The sequence below is a fragment of the Pseudomonas sp. genome, from assembly GCF_049645325.1.
Classification (GTDB): domain Bacteria; phylum Pseudomonadota; class Gammaproteobacteria; order Pseudomonadales; family Pseudomonadaceae; genus Aquipseudomonas.
Window position 1 is genome coordinate 1 of record NZ_JBARTQ010000016.1, and the last position, 13,973, is coordinate 13,973.

The 13,973-nt window shown below is 60.3% G+C and carries 15 protein-coding genes; 14 read left to right on the plus strand and 1 reads right to left on the minus strand.

What is annotated here, in order from left to right:
* On the minus strand, positions 1 to 1,646 hold a 1,646-nt coding region (locus WBB95_RS00420), incomplete at its 3' end, for an electron transfer flavoprotein-ubiquinone oxidoreductase (protein WP_424485797.1).
* 506 nt (positions 1,647 to 2,152) lie between these two features.
* Here WBB95_RS00420 and WBB95_RS00425 point away from each other — a divergent pair.
* The 14 genes from WBB95_RS00425 (at position 2,153) to WBB95_RS00490 (ending at position 13,759) form a co-directional block, all read left to right on the plus strand.
* Positions 2,153 to 2,902: an electron transfer flavoprotein subunit beta/FixA family protein gene (locus WBB95_RS00425; protein WP_025857810.1), complete on the plus strand. Its 750-nt coding sequence runs from the start codon at positions 2,153 to 2,155 to the stop codon at positions 2,900 to 2,902.
* Between the two features lie 2 nt (positions 2,903 to 2,904).
* Positions 2,905 to 3,834 (plus strand): electron transfer flavoprotein subunit alpha/FixB family protein, encoded by a 930-nt coding sequence (locus WBB95_RS00430; RefSeq protein ID WP_424485798.1) that lies wholly within the window; start codon positions 2,905 to 2,907, stop codon positions 3,832 to 3,834.
* An 85-nt stretch (positions 3,835 to 3,919) separates the two neighbouring features.
* Positions 3,920 to 4,735, plus strand: a complete 816-nt coding sequence (locus tag WBB95_RS00435) for a substrate-binding periplasmic protein (protein WP_424485799.1) — start codon at positions 3,920 to 3,922, stop codon at positions 4,733 to 4,735.
* Positions 4,736 to 4,744: 9 nt separating this feature from the next.
* Positions 4,745 to 5,107 carry a DUF4398 domain-containing protein gene (locus WBB95_RS00440; protein ID WP_424485800.1) on the plus strand — a complete coding sequence of 121 codons (363 nt, stop codon included), beginning with the start codon at positions 4,745 to 4,747 and terminating at the stop codon, positions 5,105 to 5,107.
* Positions 5,104 to 5,919: an OmpA family protein gene (locus tag WBB95_RS00445; protein WP_424485801.1), complete on the plus strand. Its 816-nt coding sequence runs from the start codon at positions 5,104 to 5,106 to the stop codon at positions 5,917 to 5,919. Before WBB95_RS00440 ends, WBB95_RS00445 begins: the two co-directional genes overlap by 4 nt.
* Positions 5,920 to 6,159: 240 nt before the next feature.
* A complete protein-coding gene (locus WBB95_RS00450) occupies positions 6,160 to 7,599 on the plus strand; it encodes a PLP-dependent aminotransferase family protein (protein ID WP_424485802.1) in 1,440 nt (479 codons plus the stop codon).
* A 104-nt stretch (positions 7,600 to 7,703) separates the two neighbouring features.
* A complete protein-coding gene (locus tag WBB95_RS00455; protein WP_424485803.1) occupies positions 7,704 to 8,195 on the plus strand; it encodes a translation initiation factor 2 in 492 nt (163 codons plus the stop codon).
* Positions 8,196 to 8,355: 160 nt separating this feature from the next.
* Positions 8,356 to 8,610, plus strand: a complete 255-nt coding sequence (locus WBB95_RS00460) for a YkgJ family cysteine cluster protein (RefSeq protein WP_424485804.1) — start codon at positions 8,356 to 8,358, stop codon at positions 8,608 to 8,610.
* A gap of 55 nt (positions 8,611 to 8,665) precedes the next feature.
* Complete coding sequence (locus WBB95_RS00465) at positions 8,666 to 9,271, plus strand: START domain-containing protein (RefSeq protein WP_424485805.1); 606 nt, start codon at positions 8,666 to 8,668, stop codon at positions 9,269 to 9,271.
* Between the two features lie 103 nt (positions 9,272 to 9,374).
* On the plus strand, positions 9,375 to 9,611 hold the full coding sequence (locus tag WBB95_RS00470; protein WP_053257527.1) for a hypothetical protein: 237 nt from the start codon (positions 9,375 to 9,377) through the stop codon (positions 9,609 to 9,611).
* Positions 9,612 to 9,825: 214 nt separating this feature from the next.
* Positions 9,826 to 10,167 carry a ribonuclease E inhibitor RraB gene (locus WBB95_RS00475; protein ID WP_003193463.1) on the plus strand — a complete coding sequence of 114 codons (342 nt, stop codon included), beginning with the start codon at positions 9,826 to 9,828 and terminating at the stop codon, positions 10,165 to 10,167.
* Positions 10,168 to 10,582: 415 nt separating this feature from the next.
* Positions 10,583 to 11,992, plus strand: a complete 1,410-nt coding sequence (locus WBB95_RS00480) for a circularly permuted type 2 ATP-grasp protein (RefSeq protein ID WP_424485806.1) — start codon at positions 10,583 to 10,585, stop codon at positions 11,990 to 11,992.
* 4 nt (positions 11,993 to 11,996) lie between these two features.
* Complete coding sequence (locus WBB95_RS00485) at positions 11,997 to 12,947, plus strand: alpha-E domain-containing protein (protein WP_424485807.1); 951 nt, start codon at positions 11,997 to 11,999, stop codon at positions 12,945 to 12,947.
* Complete coding sequence (locus WBB95_RS00490) at positions 12,944 to 13,759, plus strand: transglutaminase family protein (RefSeq protein ID WP_424485808.1); 816 nt, start codon at positions 12,944 to 12,946, stop codon at positions 13,757 to 13,759. The genes WBB95_RS00485 and WBB95_RS00490 overlap by 4 nt, the downstream gene beginning before the upstream one ends.
* Positions 13,760 to 13,973 lie beyond the last annotated feature (214 nt).

The following is a 13,973-nucleotide window of genomic DNA, read 5'->3' on the forward strand; positions in this document are numbered from 1 at the left end:
GGGCCGCCCCCGCCCTCGGGCGGAACCCAGTTGATGTTCTGCTTCGGATCCTTGATGTCGCATGTCTTGCAGTGCACGCAGTTCTGGGCGTTGATCTGGAAGCGCTTCTCGCCGTCTTCCTTGGTCACCACTTCATACACGCCAGCCGGGCAGTAGCGCTGCGCCGGTTCATCGTAGAGCGGCAGGTTGGTGCCGATCGGGATGCTCGGGTCTTTCAGCTTCAAGTGGCACGGCTGTTCTTCTTCGTGGTTGGTACCGGAGATGAACACCGAGCTCAGCTTGTCGAAGCTCAGCTTGCCGTCGGGTTTGGGGTAGTTGATCTTCTTGCTGTCTTTGGCCAGCTTCAGGCAGGCGTAGTCCGGCTTGGTGTCGTGCAGGGTAAACGGCATTTTGCCGCCCAGAATATTCTGGTCGAACCAGTTGAAGCCGGCACCGATGATCGGGCCGAACTTGTGCATCGCCGGGCCGAAGTTGCGGGTGGCGAACAGCTCTTCGTAGAGCCAGCTGGATTTGAAACTGTCGACATAGTTGGTCAGTTCGTCGCCGCCTTCGGAGTCAGCGAACAGGCGCTCGGCCACGGCGTCGGCGGCGAGCATGCCGGACTTCATCGCGGTGTGGCTGCCTTTGATCTTGGCTACGTTCATGGTGCCCAGGTCGCAGCCGATCAAGGCGCCGCCTTTGAAAACCATCTTTGGCAGCGAGTTGATGCCACCTTTGGCCAAGGCACGCGCGCCGTAGCTGATGCGCTTGCCGCCTTCCAGGTATTGGGCCAGCACCGGGTGATGCTTGAGGCGCTGGAATTCATCGAAGGGCGACAGGAACGTGTTGCTGTAAGACAGGTCGACGATCAAACCGACGACTACCTGGTTGTTCTCCAGGTGATAGAGGAACGAACCACCAGTGTTCTCGTTGCTCATGATGTCCAGCGGCCAACCGGCGGTGTGTACCACCAGGCCTGGCTGGTGCTTGGCCGGGTCGATTTCCCAGATTTCTTTCAGGCCGATGCCGTAGTGCTGGGCGTCGGCGTCGCTGTCCAGGTTGAAACGCTGGATCAGCTGCTTGCCGATGTGGCCACGGCAACCTTCGGCGAACAGCGTGTACTTGCCACGCAATTCCATGCCCGGGGTGTACACGCCTTCTTTCGGGTTGCCTTCACGGTCGACGCCGAGGTCGCCGGTGATGATCCCGCGCACCACGCCGTTTTCGTCGAACAGCGCTTCCTGGGCGGCGAAGCCCGGGTAGACTTCCACGCCCAGGTTCTCGGCCTGCTTGGCGAGCCAGCGGCACAGGTTGCCCAGGGAAATAATGTAGTTGCCTTCGTTGTGCATGGTCTTGGGCACAAAGAAGTCGGGCACCTTGGTGGAGGCTTCGGGGCTGCGCAGTACATAGATGTCGTCGCGCACCACCGGGGTGTTGAGCGGGGCGCCGAGTTCCTTCCAGTCCGGGAACAGTTCGTTCAGGGCGCGGGGTTCAAACACGGCACCGGAGAGGATGTGGGCGCCGACTTCGGAGCCTTTCTCGACCACGCAGACGCTGATTTCTTTACCGGCTTCGGCGGCCTTCTGCTTCAGTCGGCAGGCGGCAGACAAGCCTGCCGGGCCAGCGCCGACGATGACCACGTCGAATTCCATGTATTCGCGTTCCACAGGCTATCTCCTACTCAAGGCTCAACAGGCTTTTTTTCTAATGGGTGGAGGTTCGGTGTCGTCTCGCGGCCAGCGCAAGACCCACCTTTCTCTCTAGGTGGCGCATTATATCTACACCACTGTCAGCGTCCAATACAAACGTTTGTTTGAATTGCCCGCAGGCTAGGTAAATCAAAGAGACGCGGCTTATGACTGGCTATTTTGCCGTATTGACCAGAATAGGTGTTCCGGTCAATATACGGTCGGTTTTGCGCATACCGTAGGCATACCGCAGGTTTCAAGAGCACGTCCAAAAGCAATTCGGGTGACGCACGCTTAAACAATGGCGCGCAGTTTACACGCCGCGATAAAGAATGACCTCTCAGTCACCCCTGACGAACGGTCATCACTTCCCGTGAGCAAGGCCATCCGCCGACGTTTTTGGAGGTGCCCTTGTGTGCCGATGAGCATCAACCGCCAGGTTCGCCTAGGCGACTTTCTTTTCACCGGAGAGTAACGAGGAATCCATGAAGGTTCTTGTAGCTGTCAAACGCGTTGTCGATTACAACGTGAAAGTTCGCGTCAAGGCGGACAATTCCGGCGTCGACCTTGCTAACGTCAAGATGTCGATGAACCCTTTCTGCGAAATCGCTGTGGAAGAAGCCGTACGCCTGAAAGAGAAAGGCGTGGCGACTGAAATCGTCGTGGTTTCCATCGGCCCTGCCACTGCTCAAGAGCAGTTGCGTACCGCCCTGGCACTCGGTGCCGACCGTGCCATTTTGGTTGAGTCGGCTGAAGAGCTGACCTCCCTGGCCGTGGCCAAGTTGCTCAAAGCCGTTGTCGACAAGGAACAGCCTCAGCTGGTGATCCTTGGCAAACAGGCCATCGACAGCGACAACAACCAGACTGGCCAGATGCTGGCTGCACTGACCGGTTACGGCCAGGGCACCTTCGCCTCCAAAGTCGAAGTGAGCGGCGACAGCGTTGCTGTGACCCGTGAAATCGACGGCGGCGCGCAGACCGTTTCGCTGAAACTGCCGGCCATCGTCACCACCGACCTGCGTTTGAACGAGCCGCGCTACGCGTCCCTGCCAAACATCATGAAAGCCAAGAAGAAGCCGCTTGAGTCGGTGACTCCAGAAGCTTTGGGCGTTTCCACCGCCTCTACCAACAAGACAGTCAAGGTTGAAGCACCGGCTGCACGTAGCGCGGGCATCAAGGTCAAGTCGGTGGCTGAACTGGTCGAGAAACTGAAGAACGAAGCGAAGGTAATCTGATCATGACTATCTTGGTAATCGCAGAACACGACAACAAGGTTGTGGCCCCGGCCACCCTGAACACCGTGGCCGCTGCCGCCAAAATCGGTGGTGACATCCACGTTCTGGTCGCAGGCCAAAACGTGGGCGCGGTGGCTGAAGCCGCTGCAAAAATCGCTGGCGTGAGCAAGGTACTGGTCGCCGACAACGCGGCCTACGCTCACCAGTTGCCGGAAAACGTTGCCCCTCTGGTTGCAGAGCTTGGCGCCGGCTACAGCCACATCCTGGCTGCCGCTACTTCCAACGGCAAAAACATCCTGCCACGCGTTGCTGCGCAGCTGGACGTTGACCAGATCTCCGAGATCATCTCGGTTGAAAGCGCCGACACCTTCAAGCGCCCGATCTACGCCGGTAACGCCATCGCGACCGTACAGTCCAACGCTTCGGTAAAAGTCATCACCGTACGCGCCACCGGTTTCGACCCGGTAGCCGCCGAAGGTGGTTCGGCTGCCGTTGAAGCCGTCTCCGCTGCCCACGACGCCGGTACTTCCAGCTTTGTTGGCGAAGAGCTGGCCAAGTCGGATCGCCCTGAGCTGACCGCTGCCAAGATCGTCGTTTCCGGCGGCCGTGGCATGCAGAACGGTGACAACTTCAAGCACCTGTACGCCCTGGCCGACAAGCTGGGCGCTGCGGTCGGCGCTTCCCGCGCGGCCGTCGACGCAGGTTTCGTACCCAACGACATGCAGGTCGGCCAGACCGGCAAGATCGTCGCGCCACAGCTGTACATCGCCGTCGGTATCTCCGGCGCGATCCAGCACTTGGCCGGTATGAAAGACTCCAAAGTGATCGTTGCGATCAACAAGGACGAAGAAGCACCGATCTTCCAGGTGGCTGATTACGGCCTGGTGGCGGACTTGTTCGAAGCCGTACCCGAGTTTGAGAAGCTGGTCTAATCCAGCCGCTTAACTTATAAAGAGCCCGGTCTTGTGACCGGGCTTTTTTTCGCCCGGCCTTTTATTAAAAACGGAGAACCTCGCCATGGAACTGCGCCCCTGGGCCATATTGCTGGGCCTCACGCTGCTGCCAGGCCTGGCGCTGGCGGCAGGCAAGTGTGACCGCCTGGTAATCACTGGCAGCCCGGATGCACCGCCCCTGCTATGGCGTGACCCACAAGACCCGACGCACCTGATCGGCGCGACCGCTGATGTGCTGCAACAAGTCGGCAAAGACTTGGGCCTTAAAATCGACCTGCTCTACGGCGGCAAACGCTCGCTGGCCCTGGACGAAGTGCGCACCGGCCGCATGGACATCCTCGCCGATGCGCCGCTGAATCTGGGTGAGTTGGAAACCCTCGACTACATCCACCCGGCGCTGATGCAGATCGACTACCTGGTGTGGACGCGCAAGGATTCGCCGCTGGTCTACACCACCGCCAGCGACCTGCAAGGCCACAAGGGCGCAGTCTCGGAGCGCGCACGGTTGAGCGCCGGTTTCGACACCTTCGCCGGCCAGCAACTCAGCCTGCAACGCCTGCCCACCTTGACGCCTGCGTTCCAGAAATTGCTGCTGGGAGAGGTCGACTACGTGCTCGCCGGGCGCTATTCCGGCATGGCGATGGCGCAGACTTTGGGCATGAGCAACGACCTGATCGCGCGCGAAATACCCGTCGACCAGCCCGGCCTGTACCTGGCGATCTCCCACAACTCAGCGTGCAATGATCCGTGGCTGCGCGGACAGCTGGCTAAAAAGATGACAGAATTGCCCGCGTCCGGTGCGGTGCAAGCGGCAATCCAACGCAACCTGGAGCGTTGGAAAGCGCAGCTGCAGCAACCCGTCGGCACCCCAGCAAAGTAAGGATTTACAGTGACTCTTCGACCTCTTTTCGCGGCCCTCGCCGTTGTCGCTTTGGCGGGATGTGCAGCCGATCCTGCGCCGAATGAACAAATTCGCCTCACCCAGCAAGCCTTGGAACAAGCCAGTGCGGTGGGCGCCAGCACCGATGAATCGCCCGAACTGAAACTGGCGGAAGACAAATTCTCCCGCGCCAAGCGTGACATGGCCGATCAGTCCTACAAACACGCGCGCATGCGCGCTGAACAAGCCGAGCTGGACGCGCGCCTCGCCGAAGCCCAAGTGCTGACCCGCAAAAGCCAGGAGCAACTGAACGTGCTCAACACCCGCATCACTCGCCTGCGTAAGCAATTGCAGTTGGGAGAAGCGCAATGAGCCCGATGATCCGTGGTTTAAGCTGCGCCGTACTGCTGGGCAGCGCGGCACTCGGCGGTTGCGCCAGCCAGCCCAACAGTGAGCAGGCGTTGCAGCAGGCCGGCAGCGACTTCCAGAAGGTCAAGGAAGACGCCAATGTGCTGCGTTTTGCGCCCAAAGACGTGATTCGTGCCGGTGAGTCCCTGGCGCGTGCCGACCGTTTGTCCAGCTACTGGGGCAGCGGCTCGGACGTGGTGCATTACGCCTACCTGAGCCAGCGCTACAGTGCGATCGCCCGCGAACACACCGAGCAAGGGCTCAACGCCGAGCGCGGCACCAAGCTCGAACTGGAGCGTCAGCGCCTGCAGCTGGCGCTGCGTGAAAACAAGCTCGCCAGCGTGCAACAGCAAGGTAAATGGCTGGAAGAGCAAATCGCCAGCCTGACCACTACGCAGACCAATCGCGGCCTGGTGATGACCCTGGGCGACGTGCTGTTCGACACCGGCCAGGCAGAGCTCGAAAACTCGGCCAACCGCACCGTGCTGAAAATCGTGCAGTTCCTGCAATTGAACCCCAAGCGCGTGGTGCGCATCGAGGGTTACACCGACAACACCGGAGGTGAGCGGGAAAACCTGACACTGTCCCGTGACCGTGCGCAATCGGTGGCCGACGTGCTGATGGACCTGGGGATCGACGAAAAACGTATCCAGGTTGAAGGCTACGGCGACCAGTACCCAGTGGAGGCCAACGCCTCCGAACGGGGCCGCGCGCAGAACCGCCGGGTGGAAATTGTGTTCTCCGACGAGAAGGGCCAACTGGGCGCCGCCCGCTGAAGAACAGTGCACATCAAGGTGGGAGCTGGCTTGTGTGGGAGCTGGCCAGCTCCCACAGGTAACATTGACCGATCACTGATCGGTTTTTTATTGCCTGTCATTTCTGTCCCACACCCTTACAGTTTTTTCTATCACTGCCGCCCGCGCTCGACTATTGTGGCAACTGTCGCCGTACACTTCTAAACTGTGCCGGTATGTTTCACACAAAAATAAAATACCCGTGAAATCGAGTGCTGCGTCATGACCAATCTGTTGCTTTACCAACGTATCGCCCAGCAACTGGCTGAGGACATCCGGCGCGGTGTCTATCAACCCGGTGAGCGTGTGCCTTCGGTGCGCAAAATGAGCTCTCAGCTCAACGTCAGCCACGCGACGGTGTTGCAGGCCTACGCCAACCTGGAAGACCAGGGGCTGATCCGGGCGCGGCCGCAGTCGGGCTACTACGTGCACCAGACGCCTGCGCTGACGGCGCCGACGCCGGACATCGCGCGGGTCGAGCGCCCGGGGTTGGTCACCCGCAGCAGCATCATTCAGCAAGTACTCGTGGAGTCGCGCCGCGAAGGCGTGTTCCCGCTGGGCGCGGCGGTGCCGAGTGTCGACTACCTGCCGGTGCGCGCGTTGCACCAACAGTTGGCCAAGGTCACGCGCTTCCAGAGCCCACGAGCATTCAGTTACATGTTCAGCCCGGGTTTTGAGCCGCTGCGGCGCCAGGTGGCGATTCGCATGCGCGATGCCGGCGTGGTGGTGGACCCGTCTGAAGTGGTGATCACCCACGGCTGTGTCGATGCGTTGCAGATGTCGCTGCGCGTGCTGACCCGCCCGGGCGACCTGATCGCCGCCGAATCCCCGACCTATTACGGTTTGCTGCAGTTGGCCGACCTGCTGGGCCTCAAAGTCATTGAAATCCCCAGCGACCCCGCCACCGGCATGAGCCTTGAGGCGCTGCAACTGGCGGCCAACCAATGGTCGATCAAAGCGTTGGTGCTGACCACGCGCCTGAGCAACCCATTGGGCGCGACCATGCCCGAGGAGCGCCAGAAACAGTTGCTGCGCCTGGCGTCGGATTTCGATATCCAGATCGTCGAGGATGATATCTACGGCGAGCTGATGTTCGAGCTTGGCCGCACCAAGGCGTTGAAGGCCTATGACCGCCTGGACCGGGTGATCTACTGCTCAAGCTTTTCCAAGACCTTGTCTCCCGGTGTGCGCATCGGCTGGATGATCGCCGGCAAGTACCAGCAGGAAATCCAGCGCTTGCAGATGTTCAGCACCCACTCGGCGTGCAGCGTCACCCAGATGGGCGTCGCGGCGTACCTGGAGAACGGTGGCTACGACCGGCACCTGCGCTACATCCGCCAGGAATACCGCAAGAACCTCAGCGCGTTCCAGCTGGCGGTGCAGCAGTATTTCCCGGAAGGCACACAGATGACCCGGCCCAATGGCGGCTTCATCCTGTGGGTCAGTTTGCCCGGGCGGGTCAATACGCAGGAACTGCACGTGCGCGCGTTGCAGCAGGGCATCAGCATTGCGCCCGGGGTCATTTTCAGTAATACGGAACAGTTCAACCACTGTATTCGCCTCAACTGCGGTACGCCGTGGAACCGCGAGGCAGAGCGTGCGTTGATGACGCTGGGGATGCTCGCCAGCCAACTGTGCCTTGAAACCGCAGCGGGCCTTTGAGGCACAGAAAGGGGACATCTTCGATCGTCGGCTGATCTCCAGGCTTGTCAGGCCGCGCGCAACAAGCGAGCATATGGCCCTCTGCCGTTAATGCTGTTGGCGATATGACCTCTATTGTTCGCGCTGCTGTGGTGATTGGCCTGTTAAGTCTGTGTAACGTCGGCACCGTGCTGGCGGCGCCCCCCGTGGCCGAGAGCACGCCTGCGGCCAGCACCCAGCAAAAGCCCCCTGCAAAAAAACCGTCTCCGGTCAAAAAGGCCCCGGCCACCCAGAAAAAAGCCGCCACGGTGAAGAAGCGCGCGCCGATCGCGAGTAAATCCAAATCGGCCCATGAAGTGGCGCAGACCAAACTGCCACCGGCCCAGTTGGACCTGTCGTTGCCGTCGGACATGGTCAGGCACTTGCAGCCCATCGGCACCATGCCCAAACCCAAGAGCGTGCCCTTGTTGCCGCCGATGTTTGCGGAAAAGCCTACCGACAACAGCGCGTTCCAGATCAACGGCCGCTTGCTCAGTAACGAGATGAAGCTGCAACTGCGTAATGATGAGCGCCGCGAAGTGGAAGGCGCCGCGCTGGATTTCGAATTCAAGCAATAATCTTCACACCTGCGTGACGCGAACCACTGACCATCTGTCGCAGACTGGTTGGTCACGTTTGTTTTGTGCGAAAAACCCCTGTTAGACCATTTTAAAACGGCTGTTTAAGGGCGTACTCTAGCCCGGCCATCCACATTGAGTCGTCGAGGACCTGTTGGTCATGAAATGCCGTGAAGGCTGTGGCGCTTGCTGCATCGCCCCCTCCATCAGTTCACCGTTGCCCGGAATGCCTCACGGCAAACCGGCGGGCGAACGCTGCCTGCACCTGTCGGTCGAACAGCTATGCCAGCTTTTTGGCCAACCGGAACGTCCCGCGGTGTGCAGTGCTTTCAAGGCCGATCTGGATGTATGCGGTACCGACCAGGCCGATGCGATCCGGTTGATCGGCTGGTGGGAGCAGATGACGGCGGCTTGATGGGCATTACTATCGGAATTTACTTTTCGGAACGTCAACAATAAGGAATACAACAATGGGTTCGCTGAAACGAATGGCTGTGTTGTGCGGTTTTACAGTGTTGTTTGCTGCCACTGCGCAGGCTGAGGATTGGCAGGTCGCCAAGGACGAAGACGGTATCAAAGTGTCCTTGAGCGAAATTGCCGGCTCCAAGTACAAGGCTTATCGCGGTGTGACCGTCATCAAGGCCCCACTCGCCAAGATCCAGGCCCTGCAGGAAGACGTAGCCGGTGCCTGCTCCTGGATTCACGAATGCAAATCGCAAAAGTTGCTCAAGACCGAAGGCGACAAGAGCTGGACCTACACCCAGTTCAAGGCACCGTTCCCGGTGACCGACCGTGATTCGATCCTCGAAATCACCACCTCCAAGGCCGCCGACGGCACGGTGACGCGCAAACTGCTGGAAGTGCCAACCTACCAGCCTGAAGTCAAAGGCTACGTGCGTGTGGCCCAGGTAGACGGTTACTGGAAACTGGTGCCCAAAGGCGATAACCAGACCGAAGTGACCTACCAGGTGCACACTGAGCCAGGCGGCAGCGTGCCCTCGTGGCTGGCCAACAAGTTCGTGGTGGACGCGCCGTTCAACACCTTGAAAGCCTTGAAAGAACACGCTGAGAAATAAACGCAGCTGATCAGGTGCCTGGGGCCTTGAGTGGAACGTTTGCCGATCCCTCAAGGTCCAGATACTGGTAAGCCCACACATGGGTTTTATCGAGGAGGCACCGATGCAAAAGTGGCAGATTACCTTCGTTGACGATCACGGCGTGCAGTCCGTCGAGCAGTTCGCCTGCGCGCAGAAGCCCAGTCTCGAAGATGCGGCACACATGATTCGCAACAAGCTGGTGCCCGTGGCCGCCGAACTCGACCTCAATGACCTTGAGGGCCGTAAACCCGAGCCTACGGTCAAGATCCTCAAAGACCAGAACAGCATTCAAATCCTCGACATCTCGCCCGCCGCCTGAACATTCCCTGACAGCCATCCAAACCCCTCTGGTGGAGGTGATAGCTTCGCGCTACTCTGCAAGTGAGATCAGCGAATGAATCGCTAAGGTCTGGTCTTGTCAGCTACATGCTTGTTTTCCAACGGTGTTGTTTTGTGCCGTAGCACCCGCGCCAGTAGGGCGCGGGCTTCGGGAAGCACGGAAAGTCTATCCATCGGTTTGAGGAGGACGTTTCATGAGCACAGCCTATCAAGAAGACATCAGCACCAACGTTCTGCGCCGCATGAAAGAAGGCGGCTTCGACTTTTCCCGTTTCCACCCCATCGAGTTCTACGCCATTTTCCCGGATGAGGAACGTGCGCGCAGGGCTGCGGGTCGATTTCGCGGGGAATCCCTGAATGCCCAGGTCAGCGCGCGCGATGACGGCGCCTGGTACCTGGAACTGAGCAAAATCATGTTCGCCACCTACGACGGCATAGGAGACTTCGAGCAAGACTTTGAAGCGGTGGTCGAGCCGCTGGGCGGGATCATCGAAGGATGGGGCGTCAAGCAGGAGGTGCGTGGGTTACCCATGTAGCTGGATTTTTTATGAGCAACGCAGCGTATCGGCTGACCTTTGGGTCGGCCGTTTTTGTGTGTGCTGCCTGAAAGTCCGCCGCGCGCGTGTCGGCTTTTCCTGCACCAAAAAAAAGCCACCCAAAGAGGGTGGCCTAAAGGGAAGAGCGGTTCGCTGAAGCTGTAGGACGCATCCTGTTCAGCCGATGGGGGCGATTATCCGCAGGCGCGGCCGGGCAGTGAAATCAACTCTGGCTATGCTGTTGATAGTCAAAACCCGCATTGCGATGAAGCGCGGGTCAGGACGGCGGGCATTCTGCGCACCAGGACGGTGCGAGCAGATCTGCGCAGTTATTCAACCCACTGATTTTTAAGTGTTTATGCCGCTGGCACGGGCCTTGCGATGGTTCTAGCGCCCGGGTGACAAGGAGTACGGCATGATCCGCACTTATTACGATGAAATGTACGACGGGGCAGGGCAGGTCCGCCCCCATTACCGCGAGTTCGCCCGCTGGTTGGCCGAAACCCCGGCCGAACTGTTGGCGCAGCGCCGACGCGAAGCCGATTTGCTGTTCCACCGCGCGGGGATCACCTTCACCCTTTACGGCGATGAGCAGGGCACCGAGCGCTTGATTCCGTTCGACACCATCCCGCGCAGCATTCCGGCGAGTGAATGGCGGATTGTCGAGCGCGGCTGCATTCAACGGGTCAAGGCGCTGAACATGTTTCTCGCCGACCTTTACCACGAGCAACGCATCATCAAGGCCGGGATCATTCCCGCCGAGCAGGTGCTGGCCAACGAGCAGTACCAACTGGCGATGCAGGGCCTGAACCTGCACCGCGATCTTTATTCCCACGTCTCCGGCGTCGACCTCGTACGCGATGGCGACGGCACTTACTACGTGCTCGAAGACAACCTGCGTACACCGAGCGGTGTCAGCTACATGCTCGAAGACCGCAAGATGATGATGCGCCTGTTCCCCGAACTGTTCGCCGCCCAGCGCATTGCGCCCATCGATCACTACCCCAACCTGCTGCTCGACACCCTGAAAAGCTCCAGCCCCCTGGATAATCCCAGCGTGGTGGTGCTGACCCCGGGGCGCTTCAACAGCGCGTTTTTTGAACACGCCTTCCTGGCCCGGGAAATGGGCGTGGAACTGGTGGAAGGCGCCGACCTGTTCGTGCGCGATGACCGCGTGTTCATGCGCACCACCGACGGCCCAAAGGCGGTGGACGTGATCTACCGCCGCCTCGACGACGCCTTCCTCGACCCCTTGGCCTTCAACCCCGACTCCATGCTCGGCGTTCCCGGCCTGCTCGCGGCCTATCGCTCGGGCAACGTGGTGCTCGCCAATGCCATCGGCACCGGGGTGGCGGACGACAAGTCGGTGTACCCCTTCGTCACCGAGATGATCCGTTTTTACCTGGATGAAGAGCCGATTCTGAAGAACGTGCCGACGTTTCAATGCCGTAAGCCCGACGAACTGTCCCACGTGCTGGCCAACCTGCCGGACTTGGTGGTCAAGGAAACCCAAGGCTCCGGCGGCTACGGCATGCTCGTCGGGCCGGCCTCGACCAAGTCGGAAATCGAAGCCTTCCGCGCGCGAATCAAAGCCAAGCCCCACGCGTACATCGCCCAGCCGACCTTGTGCTTGTCCACCTGCCCGACCTTCGTCGACAACGGCATTGCACCGCGCCATATCGACTTGCGCCCGTTTGTATTATCCGGCAAGGAAACCCGCGTGGTGGCCGGTGGCTTGACCCGCGTGGCCCTGCGCGAGGGCTCGCTGGTGGTCAACTCGTCCCAGGGCGGCGGGACCAAAGACACCTGGGTGGTCGAGGACTGATGCCATGTTGAGTAGAACTGCCTCGGATTTGTACTGGATGTCGCGCTACCTGGAGCGCGCGGAAAACCTCGCGCGCATGCTCGATGTCAGCTATTCGTTGTCGCTGATGCCCCAGGACGGGCGCGGCGACGGCTTGCATGAATTGGCCATGCCGCTGTTGATCACCGGCACGCTGGAGGATTACCACGAACGCCATGGCGAACTGGACGCCGAACGCTTGCTGCACTTCTTTGCCCTGGACGCGGCCAACCCGGCCAGCATCTACAGTTGCCTCGGTGCCGCGCGGGCCAGCGCCCATGCGGTGCGTGGGCGAATCACCGCCGACATGTGGGAAAACATCAACGCCACCTGGCTGGATATTCGCGATATCGCCCAGCAGGGTTTGAGCCGCTACGGCATGAGCCGTTTCTGTGAGTGGGTCAAGGAGCGCTCGCACCTGTTTCGCGGCGCCACCTACGGCACCATCATGCGTAACGATGCCTTTCGTTTTATTCGCCTGGGCACGTTTATCGAGCGCGCCGACAACACCTTGCGTTTGCTCGATGCGCGCTACGAAATGGCCGGCGACCAGGCGGCTGCGGTCACCGACGGCACGGCTCACGCCTACTATCAGTGGAGCGCCTTGTTGCGCGCACTGTCGTCATTCGAGGCCTACACCGAGATCTACCGCGACGCGCCCGGCGCCCGGCAAGTGGCCGAACTGCTGCTGTTGCGCGCCGACGTGCCGCGCTCGCTGCGCGCCTGCAGCGAAGAGATCGACCAGATCCTCGCCAGCCTGCCCGGCCTCAACGGCCGCCCGGCGCAACGCCTGGCCGCCGAGATGGACGCGCGCCTGCGCTTTACCGCGATCGACGAAATCCTCGAGGAAGGCCTGCACGCCTGGCTGACCGATTTTATCCCTTTGGTGCGCCAACTGGGCGATGCCATCTACCGTTCCTACCTGGAGGCCGCATGAGACTCTCCATCAGCCACGAAACCACCTACCACTACGAAGACCAGGTGCGCGCGAGCATCCAGTACCTGCGGCTCACGCCCCACGACAGCGAGCGCCAGCATGTGCTCAGTTGGCAACTCGACCTGCCGCGCCCGGTGCGCGCGCAGGTCGACCCGTTCGGCAACATCCTGCACGTGCTGACCCTGGACGAGCCCCACGACGCCATCATCATCGGCGCGCGAGGCCAGGTGGACATCGACGAGTTGCGTGAGGCTGAACATGAGAGCCAGTCGGCATTTCCGTTCCTGCGCAGTACACGCTTGACCGAGCCTGATGAGGCCTTGCGTGGATTTGCTGCGCTGCATTGTCATCAGCGGCGTGACCGTTCTGCGTTGATCGACTTGATGCATGCGCTGAACCAATCGATGGTCTATACACCCGGCGCTACCGACGTCGACACTTGTGCTGCCAAGGCTTTCGCGGGCCGTGCGGGGGTGTGTCAGGACCATACTCACGCCTTCCTTGCGTGCGCGCGCAGCTTGGGGATTCCGGCGCGGTATGTGTCGGGGTATTTGTACACTGAAGACAGTACGCACTTGGCCAGCCACGCTTGGGCTGAGGCTTGGCTGGATGATGCCTGGTACAGTTTTGACGTGACTAACCAGTTGGCGCGGCCGGAGCGGCATTTGAAGTTGGCGGTGGGGTTGGATTATCTGGATGCCTGCCCGGTGCGCGGGATGCGCCGGGGGGGTGGGCATGAGCAGATGCATGCCAAGGTGTTTGTGGCGCCTACGCCTATGCCTACGCCGGTGGTTTTGGTGCAGCAGCAGTAGGGGGTGTGTCTTCGTTTATGGGGGTATATCCGTTGTTTGGGTGAAGGCTGGTTATGGTTTCGCTCTTCCAGCGACTCACTTTTGATAGAGCGCAAAAGTAAGCAAAACGCTCTTGCCCCTCCACTCGGTGCCTCGCCTAGGCTCGGCATGCCCGCACTCCGGCTTGAATCCGTGGGCCGCCGCCACGCGCCATCCATGGCGCGGGGCGGCTAAC

What these genes read in the sequence shown, in the direction of transcription:
- WBB95_RS00430 (WP_424485798.1), top strand. Translation starts at nt 2,905, where the DNA reads ATGACTATCTTGGTAATCGCAGAACACGACAACAAGGTTGTGGCCCCG.
- WBB95_RS00490 (WP_424485808.1), top strand. Translation starts at nt 12,944, where the DNA reads ATGAGACTCTCCATCAGCCACGAAACCACCTACCACTACGAAGACCAG.
- WBB95_RS00480 (WP_424485806.1), top strand. Translation starts at nt 10,583, where the DNA reads ATGATCCGCACTTATTACGATGAAATGTACGACGGGGCAGGGCAGGTC.
- WBB95_RS00435 (WP_424485799.1), top strand. Translation starts at nt 3,920, where the DNA reads ATGGAACTGCGCCCCTGGGCCATATTGCTGGGCCTCACGCTGCTGCCA.
- WBB95_RS00460 (WP_424485804.1), top strand. Translation starts at nt 8,356, where the DNA reads ATGAAATGCCGTGAAGGCTGTGGCGCTTGCTGCATCGCCCCCTCCATC.
- WBB95_RS00465 (WP_424485805.1), top strand. Translation starts at nt 8,666, where the DNA reads ATGGGTTCGCTGAAACGAATGGCTGTGTTGTGCGGTTTTACAGTGTTG.
- WBB95_RS00450 (WP_424485802.1), top strand. Translation starts at nt 6,160, where the DNA reads ATGACCAATCTGTTGCTTTACCAACGTATCGCCCAGCAACTGGCTGAG.
- WBB95_RS00475 (WP_003193463.1), top strand. Translation starts at nt 9,826, where the DNA reads ATGAGCACAGCCTATCAAGAAGACATCAGCACCAACGTTCTGCGCCGC.
- WBB95_RS00455 (WP_424485803.1), top strand. Translation starts at nt 7,704, where the DNA reads ATGACCTCTATTGTTCGCGCTGCTGTGGTGATTGGCCTGTTAAGTCTG.
- WBB95_RS00425 (WP_025857810.1), top strand. Translation starts at nt 2,153, where the DNA reads ATGAAGGTTCTTGTAGCTGTCAAACGCGTTGTCGATTACAACGTGAAA.
- WBB95_RS00470 (WP_053257527.1), top strand. Translation starts at nt 9,375, where the DNA reads ATGCAAAAGTGGCAGATTACCTTCGTTGACGATCACGGCGTGCAGTCC.
- WBB95_RS00485 (WP_424485807.1), top strand. Translation starts at nt 11,997, where the DNA reads ATGTTGAGTAGAACTGCCTCGGATTTGTACTGGATGTCGCGCTACCTG.
- WBB95_RS00445 (WP_424485801.1), top strand. Translation starts at nt 5,104, where the DNA reads ATGAGCCCGATGATCCGTGGTTTAAGCTGCGCCGTACTGCTGGGCAGC.